General features: G+C 54.0%; 19 protein-coding genes and 1 tRNA gene. 19 read left to right on the plus strand and 1 reads right to left on the minus strand.

What is annotated here, in order from left to right; all coding sequences use genetic code 11:
* The first annotated feature begins 40 nt into the window (after nucleotides 1-40).
* The 6 genes from ACOCF6_RS10875 to ACOCF6_RS10900 all read left to right on the plus strand — a co-directional run bounded on the left by ACOCF6_RS10875 (nucleotide 41) and on the right by ACOCF6_RS10900 (nucleotide 5583).
* On the plus strand, nucleotides 41-1090 hold the full coding sequence (locus ACOCF6_RS10875) for an MlaD family protein (RefSeq protein WP_482460407.1): 1050 nt from the start codon (nucleotides 41-43) through the stop codon (nucleotides 1088-1090).
* Nucleotides 1090-1515, plus strand: coding sequence for a (deoxy)nucleoside triphosphate pyrophosphohydrolase (locus ACOCF6_RS10880; RefSeq protein WP_482460408.1), 426 nt, complete (start codon nucleotides 1090-1092; stop codon nucleotides 1513-1515). Before ACOCF6_RS10875 ends, ACOCF6_RS10880 begins: the two co-directional genes overlap by 1 nt.
* Complete coding sequence (locus tag ACOCF6_RS10885) at nucleotides 1516-2292, plus strand: amidohydrolase family protein (RefSeq protein WP_482460409.1); 777 nt, start codon at nucleotides 1516-1518, stop codon at nucleotides 2290-2292.
* A gap of 72 nt (nucleotides 2293-2364) precedes the next feature.
* Nucleotides 2365-2655: a Fic family protein gene (locus ACOCF6_RS10890; protein WP_482460410.1), complete on the plus strand. Its 291-nt coding sequence runs from the start codon at nucleotides 2365-2367 to the stop codon at nucleotides 2653-2655.
* A 616-nt stretch (nucleotides 2656-3271) separates the two neighbouring features.
* On the plus strand, nucleotides 3272-4555 hold the full coding sequence (locus ACOCF6_RS10895; protein WP_482460411.1) for an O-acetylhomoserine aminocarboxypropyltransferase/cysteine synthase family protein: 1284 nt from the start codon (nucleotides 3272-3274) through the stop codon (nucleotides 4553-4555).
* Between the two features lie 152 nt (nucleotides 4556-4707).
* Nucleotides 4708-5583 (plus strand): carotenoid biosynthesis protein, encoded by an 876-nt coding sequence (locus ACOCF6_RS10900; RefSeq protein ID WP_482463328.1) that lies wholly within the window; start codon nucleotides 4708-4710, stop codon nucleotides 5581-5583.
* On the opposite strand, the gene ACOCF6_RS10905 is transcribed toward ACOCF6_RS10900, so the two are convergent.
* Nucleotides 5548-6294: a phosphorylase family protein gene (locus ACOCF6_RS10905; RefSeq protein ID WP_482460412.1), complete on the minus strand. Its 747-nt coding sequence runs from the start codon at nucleotides 6292-6294 to the stop codon at nucleotides 5548-5550. The genes ACOCF6_RS10900 and ACOCF6_RS10905 overlap by 36 nt on opposite strands.
* A 113-nt stretch (nucleotides 6295-6407) precedes the next feature.
* On the opposite strand from ACOCF6_RS10905, the gene ACOCF6_RS10910 reads away from it, so the two are divergent.
* The 13 genes from ACOCF6_RS10910 (at nucleotide 6408) to ACOCF6_RS10970 (ending at nucleotide 18960) form a co-directional block, all read left to right on the plus strand.
* Nucleotides 6408-6498: transfer RNA gene (locus tag ACOCF6_RS10910), tRNA-Ser, on the plus strand.
* A 176-nt stretch (nucleotides 6499-6674) separates the two neighbouring features.
* Nucleotides 6675-7937: a tyrosine-type recombinase/integrase gene (locus ACOCF6_RS10915; RefSeq protein ID WP_482460413.1), complete on the plus strand. Its 1263-nt coding sequence runs from the start codon at nucleotides 6675-6677 to the stop codon at nucleotides 7935-7937.
* Between the two features lie 631 nt (nucleotides 7938-8568).
* Nucleotides 8569-10935: a DUF3631 domain-containing protein gene (locus ACOCF6_RS10920; protein ID WP_482460414.1), complete on the plus strand. Its 2367-nt coding sequence runs from the start codon at nucleotides 8569-8571 to the stop codon at nucleotides 10933-10935.
* Nucleotides 10932-11387 carry a hypothetical protein gene (locus tag ACOCF6_RS10925; protein WP_482460415.1) on the plus strand — a complete coding sequence of 152 codons (456 nt, stop codon included), beginning with the start codon at nucleotides 10932-10934 and terminating at the stop codon, nucleotides 11385-11387. The genes ACOCF6_RS10920 and ACOCF6_RS10925 overlap by 4 nt, the downstream gene beginning before the upstream one ends.
* Before the next feature lie 160 nt (nucleotides 11388-11547).
* Nucleotides 11548-11844 carry a hypothetical protein gene (locus tag ACOCF6_RS10930; RefSeq protein ID WP_482460416.1) on the plus strand — a complete coding sequence of 99 codons (297 nt, stop codon included), beginning with the start codon at nucleotides 11548-11550 and terminating at the stop codon, nucleotides 11842-11844.
* Nucleotides 11844-12734: a site-specific integrase gene (locus tag ACOCF6_RS10935; RefSeq protein ID WP_482460417.1), complete on the plus strand. Its 891-nt coding sequence runs from the start codon at nucleotides 11844-11846 to the stop codon at nucleotides 12732-12734. Before ACOCF6_RS10930 ends, ACOCF6_RS10935 begins: the two co-directional genes overlap by 1 nt.
* Nucleotides 12731-13387 (plus strand): hypothetical protein, encoded by a 657-nt coding sequence (locus ACOCF6_RS10940; RefSeq protein ID WP_482460418.1) that lies wholly within the window; start codon nucleotides 12731-12733, stop codon nucleotides 13385-13387. The genes ACOCF6_RS10935 and ACOCF6_RS10940 overlap by 4 nt, the downstream gene beginning before the upstream one ends.
* A 345-nt stretch (nucleotides 13388-13732) precedes the next feature.
* Entirely contained in the window at nucleotides 13733-14068 is a 336-nt protein-coding gene (locus tag ACOCF6_RS10945; RefSeq protein ID WP_482460419.1) for a hypothetical protein, read from the plus strand.
* A gap of 35 nt (nucleotides 14069-14103) precedes the next feature.
* A complete protein-coding gene (locus tag ACOCF6_RS10950; RefSeq protein WP_482460420.1) occupies nucleotides 14104-15318 on the plus strand; it encodes a Fic family protein in 1215 nt (404 codons plus the stop codon).
* A gap of 139 nt (nucleotides 15319-15457) precedes the next feature.
* Nucleotides 15458-15727: a DUF234 domain-containing protein gene (locus tag ACOCF6_RS10955; protein WP_482463330.1), complete on the plus strand. Its 270-nt coding sequence runs from the start codon at nucleotides 15458-15460 to the stop codon at nucleotides 15725-15727.
* A gap of 112 nt (nucleotides 15728-15839) precedes the next feature.
* The gene (dinD, locus tag ACOCF6_RS10960) at nucleotides 15840-16712 is read left to right on the plus strand and encodes a DNA damage-inducible protein D (protein WP_482460421.1); all 873 of its coding nucleotides are present in this window, start codon (nucleotides 15840-15842) and stop codon (nucleotides 16710-16712) included.
* Between the two features lie 138 nt (nucleotides 16713-16850).
* The gene (locus ACOCF6_RS10965; protein WP_482460422.1) at nucleotides 16851-17381 is read left to right on the plus strand and encodes a very short patch repair endonuclease; all 531 of its coding nucleotides are present in this window, start codon (nucleotides 16851-16853) and stop codon (nucleotides 17379-17381) included.
* Nucleotides 17365-18960 carry a DNA cytosine methyltransferase gene (locus ACOCF6_RS10970; protein ID WP_482460423.1) on the plus strand — a complete coding sequence of 532 codons (1596 nt, stop codon included), beginning with the start codon at nucleotides 17365-17367 and terminating at the stop codon, nucleotides 18958-18960. The genes ACOCF6_RS10965 and ACOCF6_RS10970 overlap by 17 nt, the downstream gene beginning before the upstream one ends.
* The last annotated feature ends 8 nt before the right edge of the window (nucleotides 18961-18968 follow it).

An 18968-nucleotide genomic window follows, 5' to 3' on the forward strand; every position in this document is an offset into this window, starting at 1 on the left:
AATGACTTCCTCTGTCACGCCATCTGCAGGAGATGCCACCATGCGCCTGTCTCATGAAGCAAAAGTCGGCCTGTTCTTTGTCTGCGGTATTGCCCTGTTCGGCCTGATGCTGGAGGTGGGCAACCGCTGGAAACTGTTTGATCACGGCCTGCCCTATACCACCTACCTGACCTCCTCCACCGGCCTCAAGCAGGGTGACTCCGTCAAGCTGGCGGGCGTCGAAGTCGGTACAATCTCGCGCATAGCCGTGCTGGATGATCGCGTACGCGTCGATTTCGAGGTCAATCCCGGCACCCATATCAAGCGGGACAGCCTGGCCGGCATCCGCATGGCCAGCATGCTGGGCGGACAATTCCTGAGCCTCTCCTTCGGTACAGCAGGGGCGCCCGACCTCCCGGCCGGCAGCACGGTAAAAAGCGCCGAATCACAGGGCATCGATTCCCTCATGGACAACCTGAGTGTGCTGGCCAGGGATTCCCGGCAGCTGGTACTCGACCTGAACCGCAACCAGAACGAGGTCCTGGGCAAGATCACGGCCATCCTTGATGAGAACCGCGGCACGATTCGGGATTCGCTCACCGGCCTCTCCAGCATCACTGCCAAGATCGACCGGGGCGACGGCTCCCTGGCCATGCTGCTGAACGACAAAACCCTTTATCACAACGCCACGGCCATGACCGCCAGCCTGAACCGGGTCAGCGCAAAGCTGGAACGGGGCGAAGGTACCATGGGCAAGCTGCTGACGGATGAGGATCTCTACAACCAGGGCAGCGCCGCGGTCAAGGGGATGAACGACAGCATGAAGAACATAAACGAGATCGCCCAGCGCATCAACAAGGGTGAGGGCACTATGGGTAAACTGGTCAATGACCCGGCCCTGTATAATGAGTTCAAGGAGACAGTCGTCAACCTGAAGGAGATCACCCGCAAGATCAACGAAGGCCAGGGCACCATGGGTAAGCTGGTCAACGACGACAAGCTCTATCGCGACGCCCTCTCAACCCTCAAGAAAACCGAGAAGGCCATGGAGGGGCTGCAGGACACCGGGCCCATATCGGTCATCGGCAGTGCTGTCGGCACCCTTTTCTGATGAGCGCCGCCCGCCATATCCACGTAGCCTGTGCCGTCATCGAGCGCGACGGCCTCGTACTGGCTGCCCAGCGCAGCGCCGTCATGAGCCTGCCGCTGAAATGGGAATTCCCCGGCGGCAAGCTGGAGGCGGGCGAATCTGCTGCAGAGTGCTTGCAGCGAGAGATGATGGAGGAGATGGGGGTTTTTATCACCATTGGTCAGGCGCTGCCTCTTCACACCCACAGCTATGAGAACTTCACGGTTACGCTCTATCCGTTTGTCTGCACACTTGACTCCGACACCATCACCCTGCACGAACACGCCGAAATTGCCTGGCTGCCGCCGGAAAAACTGCACACCCTGGATTGGCTTGAAGCTGACAAACCGGTACTCGAAGCATATGCGCAGATTGTTCGAGGGCAATCCCTTCAAGGAGCCATCTGAATGCCCGATGCTTCAAAATTGAAGCGTTTCCCGCTCTTCGACAGTCATTTTCACATCATTGACCGCCGTTTTCCGCTCGTTCCCAATAACGGCTACCTGCCGGACGATCTGACCTGCAGCGACTACCGGGCACAGGTGGCGCAGTACGACCTGCGGGGCGGGGCAATCGTCTCCGGCTCGTTCCAGGCCTTTGACCAGCCCTACCTGCTGGATGCCCTGCACACCCTCGGCCCGCAGTTTGTCGGGGTCACCCAGCTGCCAGCCTCTGTCAAGGATCAGGAGATCCTGGACCTGGACAGCTCCGGCGTGCGGGCGGTGCGCTTCAACCTCAAGCGGGGCGGTTCCGAGGATGTGCGCCACCTGGAGGCCATGGCCAGGCGGGTGCATGACCTGGTCGGCTGGCACGTGGAGCTGTATGTGGATTCACGGGAGCTGGATGGTCTGTTCGATACGCTGGTCAGCTTGCCTTCTGTAAGTATCGATCATCTGGGACTGGCCCAGGAGGGTTTCGGGGCGTTGCTGAAGCTGGCCGAGCGGGGCGTGCGGGTCAAGGCCACCGGTTTCGGACGGGTGGACTTTGACGTTGCGACCGCACTGAGAGAGTTGTATGCCGCCAACCCCCAGGCCCTGATGTTTGGCACCGACCTGCCGTCCACCCGCGCGCCGCGACCTTACTCAGACGAGGATTTTCTGCTGGTGGTGGATACGCTGGGGGATGAGGCGGCCCGGAGGGTTTTTTATGATAATGCAGCGGAGTTTTATCGGGTGAAGCTTTGACCAGAACCGATCGCACCATCTTCTGGAATCGCGGCGACGCCGTCGACTGGCGTCGACATCAGCAAGGCCGGGATGTATTTTGAAGTAACGCTATTGGATAGCTCCGCACAAGTTGCCGCACAAGTTGCCGCACAAGTCGAAGCCCCTGTGGATGCCCCAGTCGAACTCTCCAATACTGATGAAGCAATTGAAAAAGAGCCGCTCGGACGCAGCTCTCTTTTGCAGCAATTGGGGTATAAGCAGAAAACAGGTAACTTCGAAAAATCGTTCGGGAAATTACTGGCGGCAGAGTTGATCGAAATGACCATTCCGGATAAACCAAATAGCCGCATGCAAAAATATCAGGTGACGGAAAAAGGATAGAAGATTTTGAATTGATGAAATGTTCCATTTGAGTAGATCAGCGGTTTATGCAATGCACACGTAAACCACTCAATAATACGTTATGAGGCTTTTATGAAACGCTCATTATTGTTTTTTGTAATATTTTCAATTATCGCATTTTGCTCATTTCTCAGTACTGTTGTGTATCCGTTTGAAGACTCGATGTTGTGTCGCTCCGATAGCTCTGTATCAGCAGGGTTATCGGGCATTATGTTCGTTGTTTTAGCTGGCAGCTCAACTCTCATTGGCGGAGCAATATACGCAATTTTTGTTGTGCGTGGGTCTTTTCAGAAACGACTCAGTCAGCCAAAGATACTACTACGTATTTTACTAGTATTACTCTTGTTCCCTTTCGCATGGTCAGTTATTATTGCTATCCATCTGTATATTTACTGTCCAGGCTTCGGTCGTTCGTTAACACCGGAGCAGGAGAATCACATCAAGCATGGGAGCATTTCTGATTATCAGAGGTTGGAAGCCTGGAGGGCCACACGAATATTAAGTTCCCAACTTGCGCCTGGACCGGCTCCCAAAGCTAGCCGGTCAACCTCGTAGCCGTTACAGAAATATCAACCTGGAAAAAGGAGCCACACACATGAACCCAAACTGGAAAATAGACACCATCGCCGTGCAGGGGGGCTACGAGCCCAAGTCCGGCGAGCCGCGCATCCTGCCCATCATCCAGAGTACGACCTTCAAGTACGACAGCGCCGAGCATGTCACCAAGCTGTTCGACCTGGAGGCGGCCGGATTCTTCTATACCCGCCTGGCCAACCCGACTACCGATGGTTTTGAACGCAAGATCGCCCAGATGGAGGGTGGCGTGGGCGCCATGGCAACCTCATCCGGCCAGGCCGCCACAACCCTGGCGATCCTGAACATCTGCCAGGCCGGCCAGCATATCGTCACTGCCAGCACCCTCTACGGCGGGACCTACAACCTGTTCGCCGTGACCCTGCCCAAGATGGGCATCGAGGTAACATTTATCGACCCCGAGGCATCGGCCGCGGAGATCAAGAAGGCCTTCAAACCCAACACCCGCTGCCTGTTTGCCGAGACCATCGGCAATCCGGTTCTGAACGTCCTTGATTTCGAGAAATTCGCATCAATAGCCAACGAGATGCAGGCGCCGCTGATCATCGACAACACCTTCGGTACCCCCTACCTGTGCCGCCCCTTTGAGCATGGCGCCCACATCGTCATCCACTCGGCCACCAAGTACATCGACGGCCACGCCACCAGCGTGGGCGGTGTGATCGTGGACGGTGGGACCTTCAACTGGGGCTGCGGCCGTTTTCCGGAAATGGTTGAACCGGATGAGAGCTACCACGGCCTAGAGTACGTCAAGACCTTCGGCCCGCTGGCCTACATCATCAAGGCCCGCGTCCAGCTGATGCGCGACCTGGGCACCACGCCCGCCCCGCTCAACTCGTTCCTCTTCAACCTGGGACTTGAGACGCTGCACCTGCGCATGCAGCGCCACAGCGACAACGCCCTGGCAGTCGCCAAATTTCTGAACACCCATCCGCTGGTCAGCTGGACCTGCTATCCAGGACTTTCCAGCCACCCGACCCACGACCGGGCACTCAAGTACCTGCCCAAGGGGTGCAGCGGCGTGCTGACCTTCGGCATCAAGGGGGGCGCCGAAGCCGGCCGCAAGTTCATGGAGGCCACCCGGCTGGTGGCGCTGGTGGTCCATGTCGGCGATGCCCGCAGCTGCGTGCTGCACCCGGCCAGCACAACCCATCGCCAGCTGTCGGAAGAACAGCAGAAGTCCAGCGGTGTCAAGCCGGACCTGATCCGGCTCTCCATCGGCATTGAGGACGCCGGCGACATCATCGCTGATATCGATCAGGCGCTGCAGGTGAGTCAGAAGTAATACCTGACAAGACCAAACAGTCCCCTCTCCCTGTGGGAGAGGGCTAGGGTGAGGGAGCAATGCGGGCTGATACTGCACTGCTCCCCCTCATCCGGCCTTCGGCCACCTTCTCCCACGGGGAGAAGGGATTTAATCTTTCAAAAGGCTTTCCCATGGACATCCTCATCGGCACCTTCACCATGCGTCCCTACGTGTTTGCCTTCTTCGCGGCCTTCCTGCTGGCCTGCGTCCCGCATGTCGGCTGGCGACGCACACTGACCTTTACCGGGTGCGGCTATGTGATCGCCTTTGCCTCGGAGTGGCTCTCGATCAACACCGGCTTCCCCTACGGCTGGTACTACTATATCGACACCACCAGCAGCCGCGAACTGTGGGTGGCCGGGGTGCCGTTCTTCGATTCATTGTCCTACGTCTTCCTGGCCTACTGCAGCTACGCCACCGCCCTGTTCATCCTCTCGCCGCTCCGGGCCTGGCGCGGGAATGTGGTTACCCTGGAGACCCGCCGCATCCGTCGTTCCCTGTCGGCCCTGATCCTGGGGGCCTTCCTGCAGACCTTTCTGGATATAGTCATTGACCCGGTGGCCCTGCAGGGACGGCGCTGGTTTCTGGGGCAGATCTACGGCTATAAAGAGCAAGGCATCCATTTCGGTGTGCCGCTCTCCAACTACTGGGGCTGGCTGCTGACCAGCCTCTTCCTGGTGGGGGCCTTTCAGCTGATCGATGCCCGCCGTCTGACGGATCCACCGCAGGGGGTCTGCAACCTCCCCTTCCGATCATTGATCGGGCCGGTGCTCTACCTGTCGGTGCTGCTGTTCAACTGGGGGGTGACACTCTGGATCGGGGAGCCGTTTATGGCACTGGAGGGGATGCTGATGTACACGCTGCCGATACTGATGACCGTTATGCTGGCACTGCGCCGGGTGAACCGTTATTCAAAGGAGGAGTTCGGCGAGCACATCAGGGATTACCCCTGGTCACCGGCAGGGAATACATCACAGAACGGAAAGAAACCGCTCGACGGCCTGTGACAGACTGGCAGCGGCGACGCGGCTGTTGCGGGCCAGGCGGATCAGCTGGGGGATGATGCGCGGCTTGCGGCAGATGGTCAGCAGCACCCTGGGTATGCGGATGCGCATCCGATCATCGCAGAATTCGTCCAGTGAAAATCCCAGCTCTTCGTCAGACGGGTCGCTGACAGCACGGATTCCGCAGAATGGGATACCGTTTTCAACCGCAATAATGGCTATGGCGGCGCTCTCCATTTCCACCACCGGGAAAGGGGCATCAGGAGGCAGCAGTGCCGCCAGTCGGCTCTTCTGCATAATAGCCGGCGTACTGGCGAACATACCACCGAACACACGGCGACCTTCGGCCGCCTGGCGGACTACAAAATTCCTGCAGGCTGACGGGATCTCTACCGGCACATGATCCAGATTTTTTTCAGAGACAATCGCCAGCCCCGTGGCCACCACGATATCCCCGACCAGAAGTTCCGCTGCGATCCCACCGCAAAATCCTGCCGATATAATCAGATCCGGACCTGCCTGCTGAAGAAGTTTTTCGGCCATTCGAGCAGCATTGTCGAAGCCCATGCCGGCCTCTGTGATCATGATATCATGTCCTGCCAGCGACCCCTTCTGCACGGCCATTTTGCCGAGTCGCACTCTGTGTGTGCCGCCGATTGCCCGGATGACAGCCTGGGTTTCTTCGGGCATGGCTGTGATGATTCCTATCTTCATGTCCTTCGTTTCTCCTGCCCGAAATGTACAACCTTCAGCGGCCGATTTCCAGGCATATTATGAAAAGCTGGACAAATGAATCCGCTTCGATTATATTTTCCTTTCGATTTTGTGGAGAGATGTCCGAGCGGTTGAAGGAGCACGCCTGGAAAGCGTGTGTACGTTAATAGCGTACCGAGGGTTCGAATCCCTCTCTCTCCGCCATTTAACAATCTGGCGATGTCCGATACAGTCCGAAAGCCTCTGAGAAATCAGGGGCTTTTGCTGTTTTTGCGTCCAAACACATCCAGCCTCGTCTTTTGACATCTGGTATTTTTTATGGTACTTTTTTACCCATAATACCATAAAAAAATTCGGATACCATAAAAACGAGGTGATTTATGCCGAAACGAGTAGTTCCGCTGACTGACGTGCAGGTAAAGAACGCAAAACCCAGAGACAAAGACTACAAGCTGGCTGACGGATACGGCCTGGTGCTTCTCGTAAAGAAGACAGGCGGGAAGCTTTGGCACTTCAACTATACCTTCGACGGGAAGCAACTGTTGCTCTCCCTTGGTACCTACCCTGAAATCTCACTCGCAGAAGCCCGCCAGCGCCGTGAGGATGCTCGCAAACTGCTTGCCCACGGAATAAGCCCGGGTGATGCCCGCAAAGCCGAAAAACAATCGCAGGCCCAGCAAACGGAAACTTTCGAGGCAATCGCCCTGGAATGGTACAACCGCCAGGTGCCGGTCTGGGCAGCAACCCACGCCGCAACGGTTATCAGCCGCCTGAAGCGCGACGTATTTCCTCATGTGGGAACACGAGCAATTTCAGAACTCAAAGCGACCGACATGCTGCAGGTATTTCGTAAGATCGAAGCGCGTGAAAAGATCGAGACCGCCCACCGGGTCAAATCGATCTGCGGGCAGGTTTTGCGGTATGCCGTCGCTACCGGACGGGCTGAGCGCGATTGCACTGCAGACTTGAGAGGCACGCTGACACCGGTCATCCCCAAACACCACGCAGCCCTTACCGACCCGAAAGATGTCGCCCCCTTCCTCCGCGCCATCGATGATTATAACGGCTCGTTCGTCGTCAAATGTGCCTTGCGCCTGTCGGCTCTCGTTTTCCTCCGACCGGGTGAATTGCGACTGGCGGAATGGACAGAATTTGATCTCGATGCGGGCGAATGGAACGTGCCGATCGAGCGTATGAAACTCAAGAAGCGCCTGAAGGAATCGCGTAAAGGTGAAAAGCACCTCGTCCCGCTGGCACAACAGGCCATAGGTGTCCTGAAAGAACTTCAAAAGGTAACCGGCAACGGAAAGTATCTTTTTCCGAGTCTGACGACCAACCTGAAACCGATCAGCGACGTTACGATCAATCAAGCGATCCGGCGCATGGGATATGAAAAAGGCGAGATGACCGCCCACGGTTTCAGGGCGATGGCTCGGACAATACTTGAAGAGGTTCTGCATGTTCAGCCTGAGATCATCGAACATCAACTGGCTCACGTAGTCAGGGATTCCCTTGGGCGCGCCTACAATCGCACAACTCACCTGGCGGCGCGAAAGAAGATGATGCAGACATGGGCTGACTATCTCGAAAACCTGAAGTCTGTTGCAAAAGTCATACAGCTATCTGAGCGGTCCGCAGGCTGACTAATTAATTGTTGTTTCTGGACGTTTCTGCTTGTAACATATTGTTTTATTTAACTATTTTTCAAAAATATCCTTGACGCAATCGGTTGAGACGGTATTATAACGTCTCAAATTGATTGATACGGTCCGGCATGGCGGGCCAACGGTCACGGCATAGACCCGGCAGCAGCAATATTCAAACTGCTGTCATAAGGATTGGGTCTCCCATGCATCAAAATGCAACGGCCATTTCCCCGAAACGGGGTAGTGGCCGTTTTTTGTTTTTCTGGCCGGACATTGAAGGAACCGGTGAATGGAATGCTGATGCACCTTCCCCCCAGGAAGATATTACAGATAGGACAGTGTTATCCAGACAAGTCCGCACATGTCCGTTAATGAGAGACCATGCCATGGAGGTTTTATGATCAGTGATTCCTTACCCGAAACCGGCTTTGTTCGGTTACCCGACATAATCGGCGATGCCAAGGCCGATCCTCCCATAAAAGCGCGATACCCTGTAAGCCGTTCGACTTGGTGGGAGGGTGTGAGGTCCGGGCGCTATCCCCAGCCGGTAAAGCTAGGCCCCAGAATAACAGCATGGCGGGTTGAGGATATTCGGGCACTGATCGAACGGCATTCAAGGGGGTAATTGATGAGTGTTGAACATTTTATCGATACCATCCGTAATGTAACCGGCGGTGCACCGGCATATGAATCACTCGTACCGTTGAAGATGATCAGATTTGCCACCATTGACCGGCGGGGAGATCTTTCCGGCTGGTGCAAACTCTTCGATGACTGCGAAAGCGGCGTCTTCGGCTGCTGGCGGCAGGGTATATCAGATAACTGGCAGTCCCGAAAGGACAGGTCACCGGAAGAGCAGGCCGTCTTCCTGGAGCGGGTAAAACAGGCAAAAGCCGAAGCCGTTAGCATTGAGGCAGAACTCAGAGCCAAGTGCCGGGAAAAATCAGCGGAACTCTGGGAGAAAGGTCGTGATGTCACGGCACGGCATCCGTACCTGGTGGCAAAGAAGATAACTCCTTATGGAATCAGACAATTGAGCCGTTCACTTATGGTTCCGGTGCGAGACATCAATGGTGTGCTTCACGGTCTGCAGTTCATCATGCCGGATGGTACCAAACGTTTCAAAAGCGGCACCGCCGTAACCGGTTGCTACCACGCGATCGGTAAGCCGAACGGGAAGATCCTGATTGCCGAAGGCTTTGCCACCGGAGCCACCCTGCACGAGATCACTGGCCATGCTGTAGCCTGCGCCTTCTCTGCCAGCAACCTGAAACCGATGTCCGTGGCTCTCAGGGAAAAGTATCCCGATACGGTTCTGGTCATTTGTGCCGATGATGATCATCTCACCGAAGGCAATCCCGGTTTGACCAAAGCCGCCGAAGCTGCGCGGGCAGTTGGTGGACTATTGGCTATTCCCCGTTTCCCCGCGACAAGGAAAGATGATGATACCGACTTCAATGATCTGGCTCGCCTGGCAGGCCCGGAAGCGTTAGCAGCCTGTATCGAAGCAGCATCAGTGCCTGCCGACCAGATACCGTCGTCCGCTGAGTCCAGTCCTCCCGACTACCAGTTTGATGCCGTCATCCAGAGACTATCGAGACTCTCCCCGTTACAGTATGACCAGGTTCGCAAGCAGGAAGCAAAGGCGCTCGGTGTCCGTCCCGTCACCCTGGATGCCGCTGTCCAGGATGCCCGCAAAGGACCGATAGCTGAAGAACTCCCCTTTACCGAGATTGAGCCATGGCCGGAAGCGGTCGACCCTGCGCAACTGCTGACCGAGATTGCCGCCACGGTCCGGCGGTTCATCGTCTGCGACCGGGATACCGCTCATGCCGTCGCCCTATGGGCCTCCATGACCTGGTTTATCGAGGTCGTACAGGTTGCCCCTCTGGCGGTCATTACCGCTCCCGAGAAGCGCTGCGGCAAGTCGCAGCTCCTTTTCCTGCTGGGAAGACTGTCGGCAAGGGCGATCACCACCAGCAGCATTTCCCCGGCGGCCTTGTACCGGACCATTGATGCCTGGTGTCCAACCCTGTTGATTGATGAGGCCGATGCCTTCATGCGCGACAACGAGGAGCTGCGGGGGATTCTCAACAGCGGCCATACCAGGGAGAGCGCCTATGTCATCCGTACTGTTGGTGACAGTTATACCCCGACCAAGTTCAACACCTGGGGAGCAAAGGCCCTGGCCGGCATCGGTCATGTCGCCGATACCCTCATGGATCGGGCCGTCATCCTTGAATTGCGGCGCAAACTCCCCCATGAAAAGGTTGAGCGTATTCGCTATGCCGAACCTGGCCTGTTTGATGATTTGCGTTCGAAACTGGCACGATTTGCCGAGGATTACAGCGATCAGGTACGACAGGCCCGGCCGCCACTCCCCCACAGTCTGAATGACCGGGCCCAGGACAACTGGGAACCGCTGCTGGCCATCGCCATGGCAGCGGGCATTGAATGGCTGCAGCTTGGCACTGCAGCAGCGCTGAAACTGTCCGGCAGCGACAGTGATACACAGACGGTAGGAACGGAACTGCTGACCGACATCCGCGAGATCTTGGGTAATGACCTGGACCGGATCACCACGGCAGAACTGATTCGGCTCTTATGCACCGACGGAGAGAAACCTTGGGCGACCTTCAACCGGGGCAATGCGATCACACCGCGACAGGTGGCGAAGCGTCTCAAGGAATACGGCATCCTCTCCCATACCATCCGCATCGGTATCGAGACCGCAAAAGGGTACACCGCTGATCAATTCAGAGAAGTTTTTTCACGTTATCTGTCCATTCCCCCCGAATTATCCGTAACAACGTCACAAACCAGTATTCATGCGGCTTTAGCTGTGACGGATAATCCGTCACGTCACCCTGACGAAATGCAAAACGTCACACGTAAACCCGCAGCCAGTGAGGGTTGTGACGTTGTTACGGATAAAAACCCCGAAACGGAAGCATTTGTTTTGACGGAAGCTGATTTACTGGAGATGTCACCATGAAGGCGCGGGTCATTGAATCGTTCCAAACGAAAAAAGGGCTGATCCCTGCGGGCAGGGTTATCGAGATTCCACTGGCGCTCCTGGAAAAGTTACAGGGAAAAGTCGAGAAGATTCAATCACTGGTAGCTGAACCTGAAGCATGGCTGACTGAATCCGGTGAACTGAGAACCCGGGGAGCGTTTGACAATCTGGCGGCAGAGATCGTCCGACTGACACCTGACAATCTGTCGCTACAACGTGAGCTGCTTACCCGGCACTGTCAGGCGTATGACCGGCGGCATATCGGTCGCCTCTGGGAAGAGTGGGAGGAACGTGCCGCCATCATGGAGCATGACGGCGGTCTGTCTCGCGAGGAAGCCGAGTACCAGGCAGCAAGCCGTTTGCATTTACTGGCGTTCATGGATATTCGCGCTGCCGCGCGAAGCGGAATCAGAGGGGTTATCAATACGTAACGGTTTCGGGGTTTGAAGTTGTTCGCAGTCAATGGTTTTGACTGGTTTTTGCCTTACCCCCTCTTTTTCCGCGCTGTGTCAGTATTCGCATACACAGCGCGGTGAGAGAACCGGAGCTGGTTTTCATACGTTAACGCATCACTACAGGGAGGACATCCACATGAATAAGAATCACGAGACATTTAATGCGCACATTGAGATTGAGAAAATCCGCGCACGACGCACCGAAGCGCGGCGCAAGCTGTACCGCAAGAGCCGACTCGACAAATATCGAGCCGAGTTGGTTGCCATGAAACAGGCCGGAGCATCCTGTGCCGACCTGGTGGAGTGGCTCAGAGTGAATCACCGCTGCAAAGTCAACCGCAGTTCCATTGACCGTTATCTGAAAAAACTGCCGGAGGTGCATGCGGCAACAGTTGACGAACATGAAGCGATTCAATCTGAGGAGGATAGCTGATGCCGAGCTTCCGATCACCGAAGGCACAGTCCGTTCACGCCGTATCGCAAAAGGTGGCCTTGGGGACTGGACGTCATGATCACCGGGACGACGGCAAGATACATAGTGTCGGTACGGCCCGGGGCTATGGGAATTCACTCAAGGGTAGCGCCAGGTACATGCAAGACAACCGGCTGGGAGATCTCCGCAACATGACCCGAGAGATTGCCATGCAGTATCTCACCTGCCGGGCCGCGATCGTTTCCCAGAAAACCCTGGATCTCGATCGGCAGGCGCTCCAGATGCATCTGGGCATAAAGCTCGATGTCATCAAAAGCGAGAAGGAAACCCACCTCTCCACCCGCAGCTACACGGCGGCTCAGATAGAACGCATTGCATCCGCCCAGTCGGAACGAAACAGTCTGGCAACACAAATTGCCCATTGTTCCGGCTTACGGGCACATGAACTGCTGACGATCAGGCCGACCAGCGAACAGAAGGCATCGACACACCGAGAGTGGAGTCCTGAGCGTTTCACTGGCCGGGAGGGTGAGCGCTACACGGTGGAGGGGAAAGGCGGTCTGGTCAGAGAGGTCCTGCTGTCGAAGGAGTTGGCAGCACGGCTGGAGGCAGCCAGTCTTGTCGAACCGCGACCGGTAATTGATCGGGGAGTGAACTACACCCAGCATTACGACATCGGCGGTGGCCGGGCATGGAGTCAAAGCTTTTCGGCAGCCAGTCAGCGGGAGTTGGGTTTTTCCACCGGGGCGCACGGCCTACGCCATAGCTATGCCCAGGAGCGGATGGAAGAATTGCAGAGAAACGGTATGAATTACGATGATGCAAAAGGAACTGTTGCCCAAGAGGTCGGTCATTTTGCATCGGATACTACGGAGGCATATTTACGATGAGTTTTCCTGATTATGAAAAAATGCAGGCTAAATCCAGGATGAACGTGGCACGGATACTGATTGCGATGGTGATGTTTATTCTGTTCTGCTGGCTGAACTGGTGGGTTATGCCGAACCTGGCGATAGTACGTCTCGATGAGAAGGGGGTCCAGATGCCGAAGACGTGCTATATACTCATGGGGCAGAAAGACAACAAGTTCCTCGGCTACAGAATAATCAAGGGAATGGAATACGGTTGGGACGGTGTCCCTGCCGCCTGGCCGTATATGGTGGCCGGCATTATCCCGGCTCTGGGCATCGGCTTCTGTATCGGTGAACTTGCCCGACGAAAATTCGCGATTGCAGAGGTTTCCCAGAAAGCACTTTTAGAAGCCAATCAGATCAAATTAGATGCCTGGAGAACGGACTTTGAGGCACAGGATATAATCCGTGAGGCCAAAAAATTGAATAGCGAGCTTTACAGTTTGAAAAATCGCCTTCACGAAGATTTGTTGATCTGTCGTGCTGTAACGGTAAATTCAGAAGAAAAAATCCGTAAGTGTGACGAGAAGCTTGGAGAAATACCAAAAGTCGAACGGGAACTGGAAAAGGCCAGGAATGCCCTTGCAAAATTCAATCGAAACAAGAAAGACGACAAGAAGGTCAACACTTGACGGTAGTGGGCTAAATTGGCTAAAATCACTCCATATACAACGCTCCGTGGCGTTCTGCCTCACTTGAGGCACACGGTGGCTTGCAGAGCCGGCCTTCAGGCAAATCTGCAGGTTCTATCCAGACCGGCCACTGTGCGAAGGATAGCAGCGGAGAACAGTCCCACGCTGAACAATCAGGGGGCGAATCGGGAAGGTGACTTCTCGCGGTGGCAAAAGGCCATCGGCCTCGGCAGCAATAGCTGACCGTATGGCAATCTAACGCGACGCATTTCCTGACATCACGGCATATTTTGAAATGAGGCTCCTTACCTGGAGCCTTTTTCGTTTTTGTTGCAGTCGTTCGGTATGGCGACTGTTTGGCATCCAATTTGGGAGCCTGTTTGGGATACCATTACGGGTAGTAATATGGTGGCTGTTTTGGATACCAATTTGGTACCTAAAATGGGGAGCTTTTTGCCACCTTCAGGCAATGGCGCATTTTTGGATACAAAAAAGGTACCTTCAATGCGGCATTGTTGCTTTGGTGGCATTTTAGTATCCAAAACAGGCACCAAAAATGCCGCAACGCTTGCACTGCCGGTCTTTACTTTACCCATCGGCACCGTAATCGGCAAATATATTCGGGTACAGGTGAGTTTTCTTGCAATTTATTCAATACAGCTGTACTGTTGCGCTCAGTAGTGACCGGCAGATAAATCGGCAATAAGGAACGCGCCATGCCCGACTCAATCAGTCAGATGACCCCACTGCTTCCGGAACGGGCCGATGATCTTCAGGATCTGGCCTTGGAGGTAGTTCAGCGCTCGGCCTCTCTCGGCACCAGGCAGCACCCGGTTACCCTGCGAACCCTGCGCGAACTGCTGCGCATCATCAACAGCTACTACTCCAATCTCATTGAAGGTCACAACACCCACCCCTACGACATCGTTAGAGCCATGCAGCAGCAGTACGACGCCGAACCGGCCAAGCGCAACCTGCAACTGGAAAGCGTCGCCCACATCACCGTACAGCGGCAGATGGAAGCGTGGTTACAGGGGGAAGCGCCGCCCAACATCGCCGAACAGGAGTTTCTCTGTTCGCTGCATCGGGAGTTTTTCAAGCTGCTGCCTGAAGAATTCCAGATTATGACGAATCCGGATACTGGCCGTGAAAGCCGGGTGATACCAGGTGAGCTGCGCACACAACCTGTCAAGGTCGGACAGCACCAACCACCAGGGCATGACAGCCTGGACGCATTCATGGTAAGGTTCGGCGAATCGTATGCTCCCGAAAAGCATCACGGCGCTGCCAAGCTGGTGGCGGCAGCAGCTGCCCATCACCGGCTGATGTGGATTCATCCGTTCCTGGACGGCAACGGCAGGGTGGCGCGCCTGTTCACAGAAGCGTATCTCCACCGGATTCCTGTGCATGGTTTCGGTCTCTGGTCGGTCAGCCGGGGGCTGGCCCGTCGGAATACGGACTACAAGTCGGCGCTCACCTGGGCCGATGCGCCGCGGCGGAATGATCTGGACGGCAGGGGAAATCTGTCCAACGAAGGGCTGGTGAAGTTCTGCCGGTTTTTCCTGGAGGTCTGCCTTGATCAGGTGGAGTACATGAATACCCTGTTGCAACTGGACGGCCTGGTGGAGCGGGTCAGAAGCTATGTGCAGTTGCGCGGCACCGCCATAATCCCCAATCCGCCCGGCATGGACAATCTCCGCCCGGAAGCTGGCAGAATGCTGCAAGAGGTCCTTCTACGGGGCGAAGCGCCACGGGGATCAGTCATCGAAGAATCCGGATTGAAAGAGCGGACCGGCAGAAACCTGCTGGCCCAACTGGTGGCCGAGGGGTTGCTGGTATCCGACACCCCCAAGGGTGAAGTCAGGATTGGCTTTCCGATTCATGCTGCCGGCTGGTTTTTTCCGGAGCTGTATCCGGTGCTGTCGCGGTAGAAGTAATCTGGAGGTTTGTCGTAAAAACCGTTTATACGACAGATAGAACCACCAATCTGTCCGATAAAGATTTTCGCTTCAGACATCAGATGCCTACCCATTCACGGTAAGTATTATAGTAACAGCCATTACAGTAACAATTGTTACATCAAAAAGAGACGGCGGTTACTGGGAGCGTGGTAACAAGAACGAGATCGACCTGGTTGCGGTGAACGACCTTCATAAAGAACTGGTGATTGCCGAGATCAAACGGAACAAATCCAGGATCAGCTTGCCGGCCCTGCAGCACAAGGCTGAACGGCTTTTGCAGGAATATCAGGGGTACCAGGTGGAGTATCGTGCTCTGGGGCTGGAAGATGCAGTGGAGTTTTTACCGTCGAAAGTGAACGGTACCTCTGAAATGACGTAGGCTGTCATACGCTTATGTTATTCTGATTTATCTGGCTGGTTCTGTGGTAAAGACACACGAATGAAAGCTGATAATAACAACGTTGCTGAATAACAGACAGGTGGTGTTAGACATGGTAAACAAATCATTGCCGGTAAGCGGATCGGTCACATTTGAAGAGCTGAAAAAGACGAACGAACATGGCGCTGAATACTGGAGTGCCCGGGAGCTTCAGCCGTTGCTGGGGTATGGTCAATGGCGGCGTTTTGAAGATGCAATCAACAGAGCTATGACTTCATGCGGACAGTCGGGAAATAATCCTGATTATCATTTTGCCGGCGCCGGCAAAATGATCGCAACCGGTAAAGGGGCTCTTCGAGAAGTTTCCGATTTCCACCTTTCGCGCTTTGCTTGTTACCTGATAGCCCAGAACGGCGATCCTCGTAAACCGGAAATTGCCGCAGCGCAGAAGTATTTCGCAATTCAGGCTCGTCGTCAGGAGATATCTGATGCCTTGGCGGCAGACCTAGAACGGCTGGAAATCAGAAAGCAGGCCAGCGAAGAATTCAAGGCGCTTTCCGGAGCAGCCCGTGAGGCGGGTGTACAGGACAGAATGTTCGGAATTTTTCACGATGCCGGTTACAAGGGTCTGTATAACGGACTCGGCAATGAAGGGATCAAGCAGCGCAAGGGGATTCCGAAAAAAGACAACCTGATGGATCGGATGGATACCACAGAACTTGCCGCTAATCAGTTCCGTATGACACAGACACGCGACAAGCTTGCCCGTACTCCGGCAAAGGACCAGCAGCAGGCAATCCGCACCCATGAAGCTGTTGGCCGGGAAGTTCGCGAGGCGATCAAGCGTATCGGTGGAGCCATGCCGGAAAATATTCCGCCTGCAGAGCATATCAGCCATGTTGAGAAGCGGATCAAGAACACGCCGCCGTTTCTTGAGCTTGATGGAAGCGATGCAAAAGGGTTGATTGGGACGGATGGGGAGTAAGGGGTTGCGGGGAAGAAGGACGGCGGCATCGTCCGTAAGGCGCGCCGGGATCTTAAGGGTAAAACCGGCAGAAATGTTGTTACGGGGGAGAATTTTCTGCCGCCGGGGAAGGAAAAGCTGATAGATGAGTAATGAGAAATGACAGATAGTCTCGCCCCGGAAAGGCGTTCCTGGAACATGAGCCGGATTCGTGGTAAGGATACGAAACCGGAACTTGCCGTAAGGAAAGCACTTCATGCGGCAGGGTACCGTTTCAGACTCCATGTGAAAGAACTGCCAGGAAAGCCGGATATAGTTTTGCCGAAATGGAAGACGGCTGTATTTGTTCACGGATGTTTCTGGCATAGTCATGACGGGTGTAAGGATGCAACAATCCCCAAAACCAAAACAGAATGGTGGGTCGAAAAATTATCGAAAAATAAAATACGAGACACCTTAAACTGTGAAGCGCTCGTAAGAGCTGGCTGGCACATCTTGATAGTTTGGGAATGTTCATTCAAGCAGTCTTCAGAATTTTCAGATATAGAGCTAAATCGATTCAAAGAGATAGCTTCCGGCTTTATTGTAAATGGTTCAGATGTATTTGAAATTTCATCCCATAACATGACTTCAAGTAACGTTTGTGTAATAAAAAAGCGAGATGAAAGAAGCTATGACTACAAAAAATAAGAAGAATCCCATTCCAATAAAAAAATCTATCTCAAAGAAAAGCGGACTGATTAACCGTGATGTCACTAATGATTCGCTTGAAAATATATCTGAAATTCAGGTCGTTCAAGAAACCGACAATGAAGCCAAATTGACAGCCAAACTTATCAAAAAGAAACTTGCGGCGGCTCGGAGTCGAGGGGAGTTCCGAACTGTCGATTTATTCGCCGGATGTGGTGGCCTCAGCCTCGGGTTCGACCGTGCAGGTTTCCGTTCAATATGTGCAGTTGAGTTAAATGATGATGCACGAAAATCTCACGAACTTAACTTTGGCAGCGGCCCTTTAGCTGAAACCTACAGATCCTTTGCAGATATCAAAAGTACTGAACCAGAAGATGCCGTTGCACATATCAGAAATTCTGTGAATTCAACTGAGTTAGCTGCTGATATCGTAATTGGCGGGCCACCATGTCAAGCGTTCTCCAGACTTGGCCGTGCTGCACTTTGGAGCCTGGCGGGTGAAAAATTTGCTCATGAACATGATGAACGGGCAACCATGTATCACTATTTTCTGCACTACGTTGCCACGTTGAAACCCCTGGCTTTTGTGATGGAAAATGTACGCGAAATCGGCAAACACGTTGGGAAAAATATTGCTGAAGAAATTGCTGTTACAGCAGAGGCATTAGGCTATACGACCAACTACACTCTTCTAAATGCAGTATGGTTCGGAGTGCCACAACTGCGCGAGAGGATGTTTATTATTGGTATTCACAAGTCGCTTAAAAAGCTGCCTGTTTTCCCATCAATTCAATTTGGATATGAACTGCCTGTTGGATATTCGACTTCACGAGCAGGTGAAGGTTCACCTGAGGTTTGCTTACCTTGTGATCACTATGTTGACCACTGCGAAAAAACAGCAGACCCGCTTCAAGCGACCTCTGTTTCAACAGCTTTTGCCGACCTGCCACCAATACTTCATCATCTTGACGGGCGAAGGGGGAAGGGACATCCAAGAAGTGTTTCAAATCAAGTTGAATACGAGAAAAAAAGTAATTGGTTTACCAAAGAAATGAGAACATGGCCTCGCTTTGAAAATAAATCAAAACATTTTACCGGTCATATTATTCGCTACACACCAAGGGACTACGAAATTTTCAGAAGAATGCCACATGACGGAATGTATCCGGAGGCATTAATAGTTGCAGAAAAAATATTTCAGGAACGGATACAATCGTACGAGCAGGAATCTGGAAAAACAATAAAACCGGGGAGTGAAGAGTGGGAATCCATAAGAAAAGCAGTTGTGCCACCCTATAAGGACGGACGGTACCCCAACAAGTTCAGAAAGATGTCGCCTGAACATCCTTCAAGGACCCTTCCTGCACACATAGGAAAAGACTCCTACTCACACATTCACTTTGATAGTGACCAAGCACGAGGCATATCGCTACGTGAGGCGGCAAGAATTCAATCGTTTCCGGATGCGTTCAATTTGGCAGGCAGTATGAATTCACAGTTAAAGCAAATTGGGAATGCGGTACCTCCCTTGCTTGCCTATGCTGTTGCACAAGAAGTGAGGAGAGTTCTAATAGACTGACAAAATGA

The sequence above is a fragment of the Geobacter psychrophilus genome (assembly GCF_056821595.1).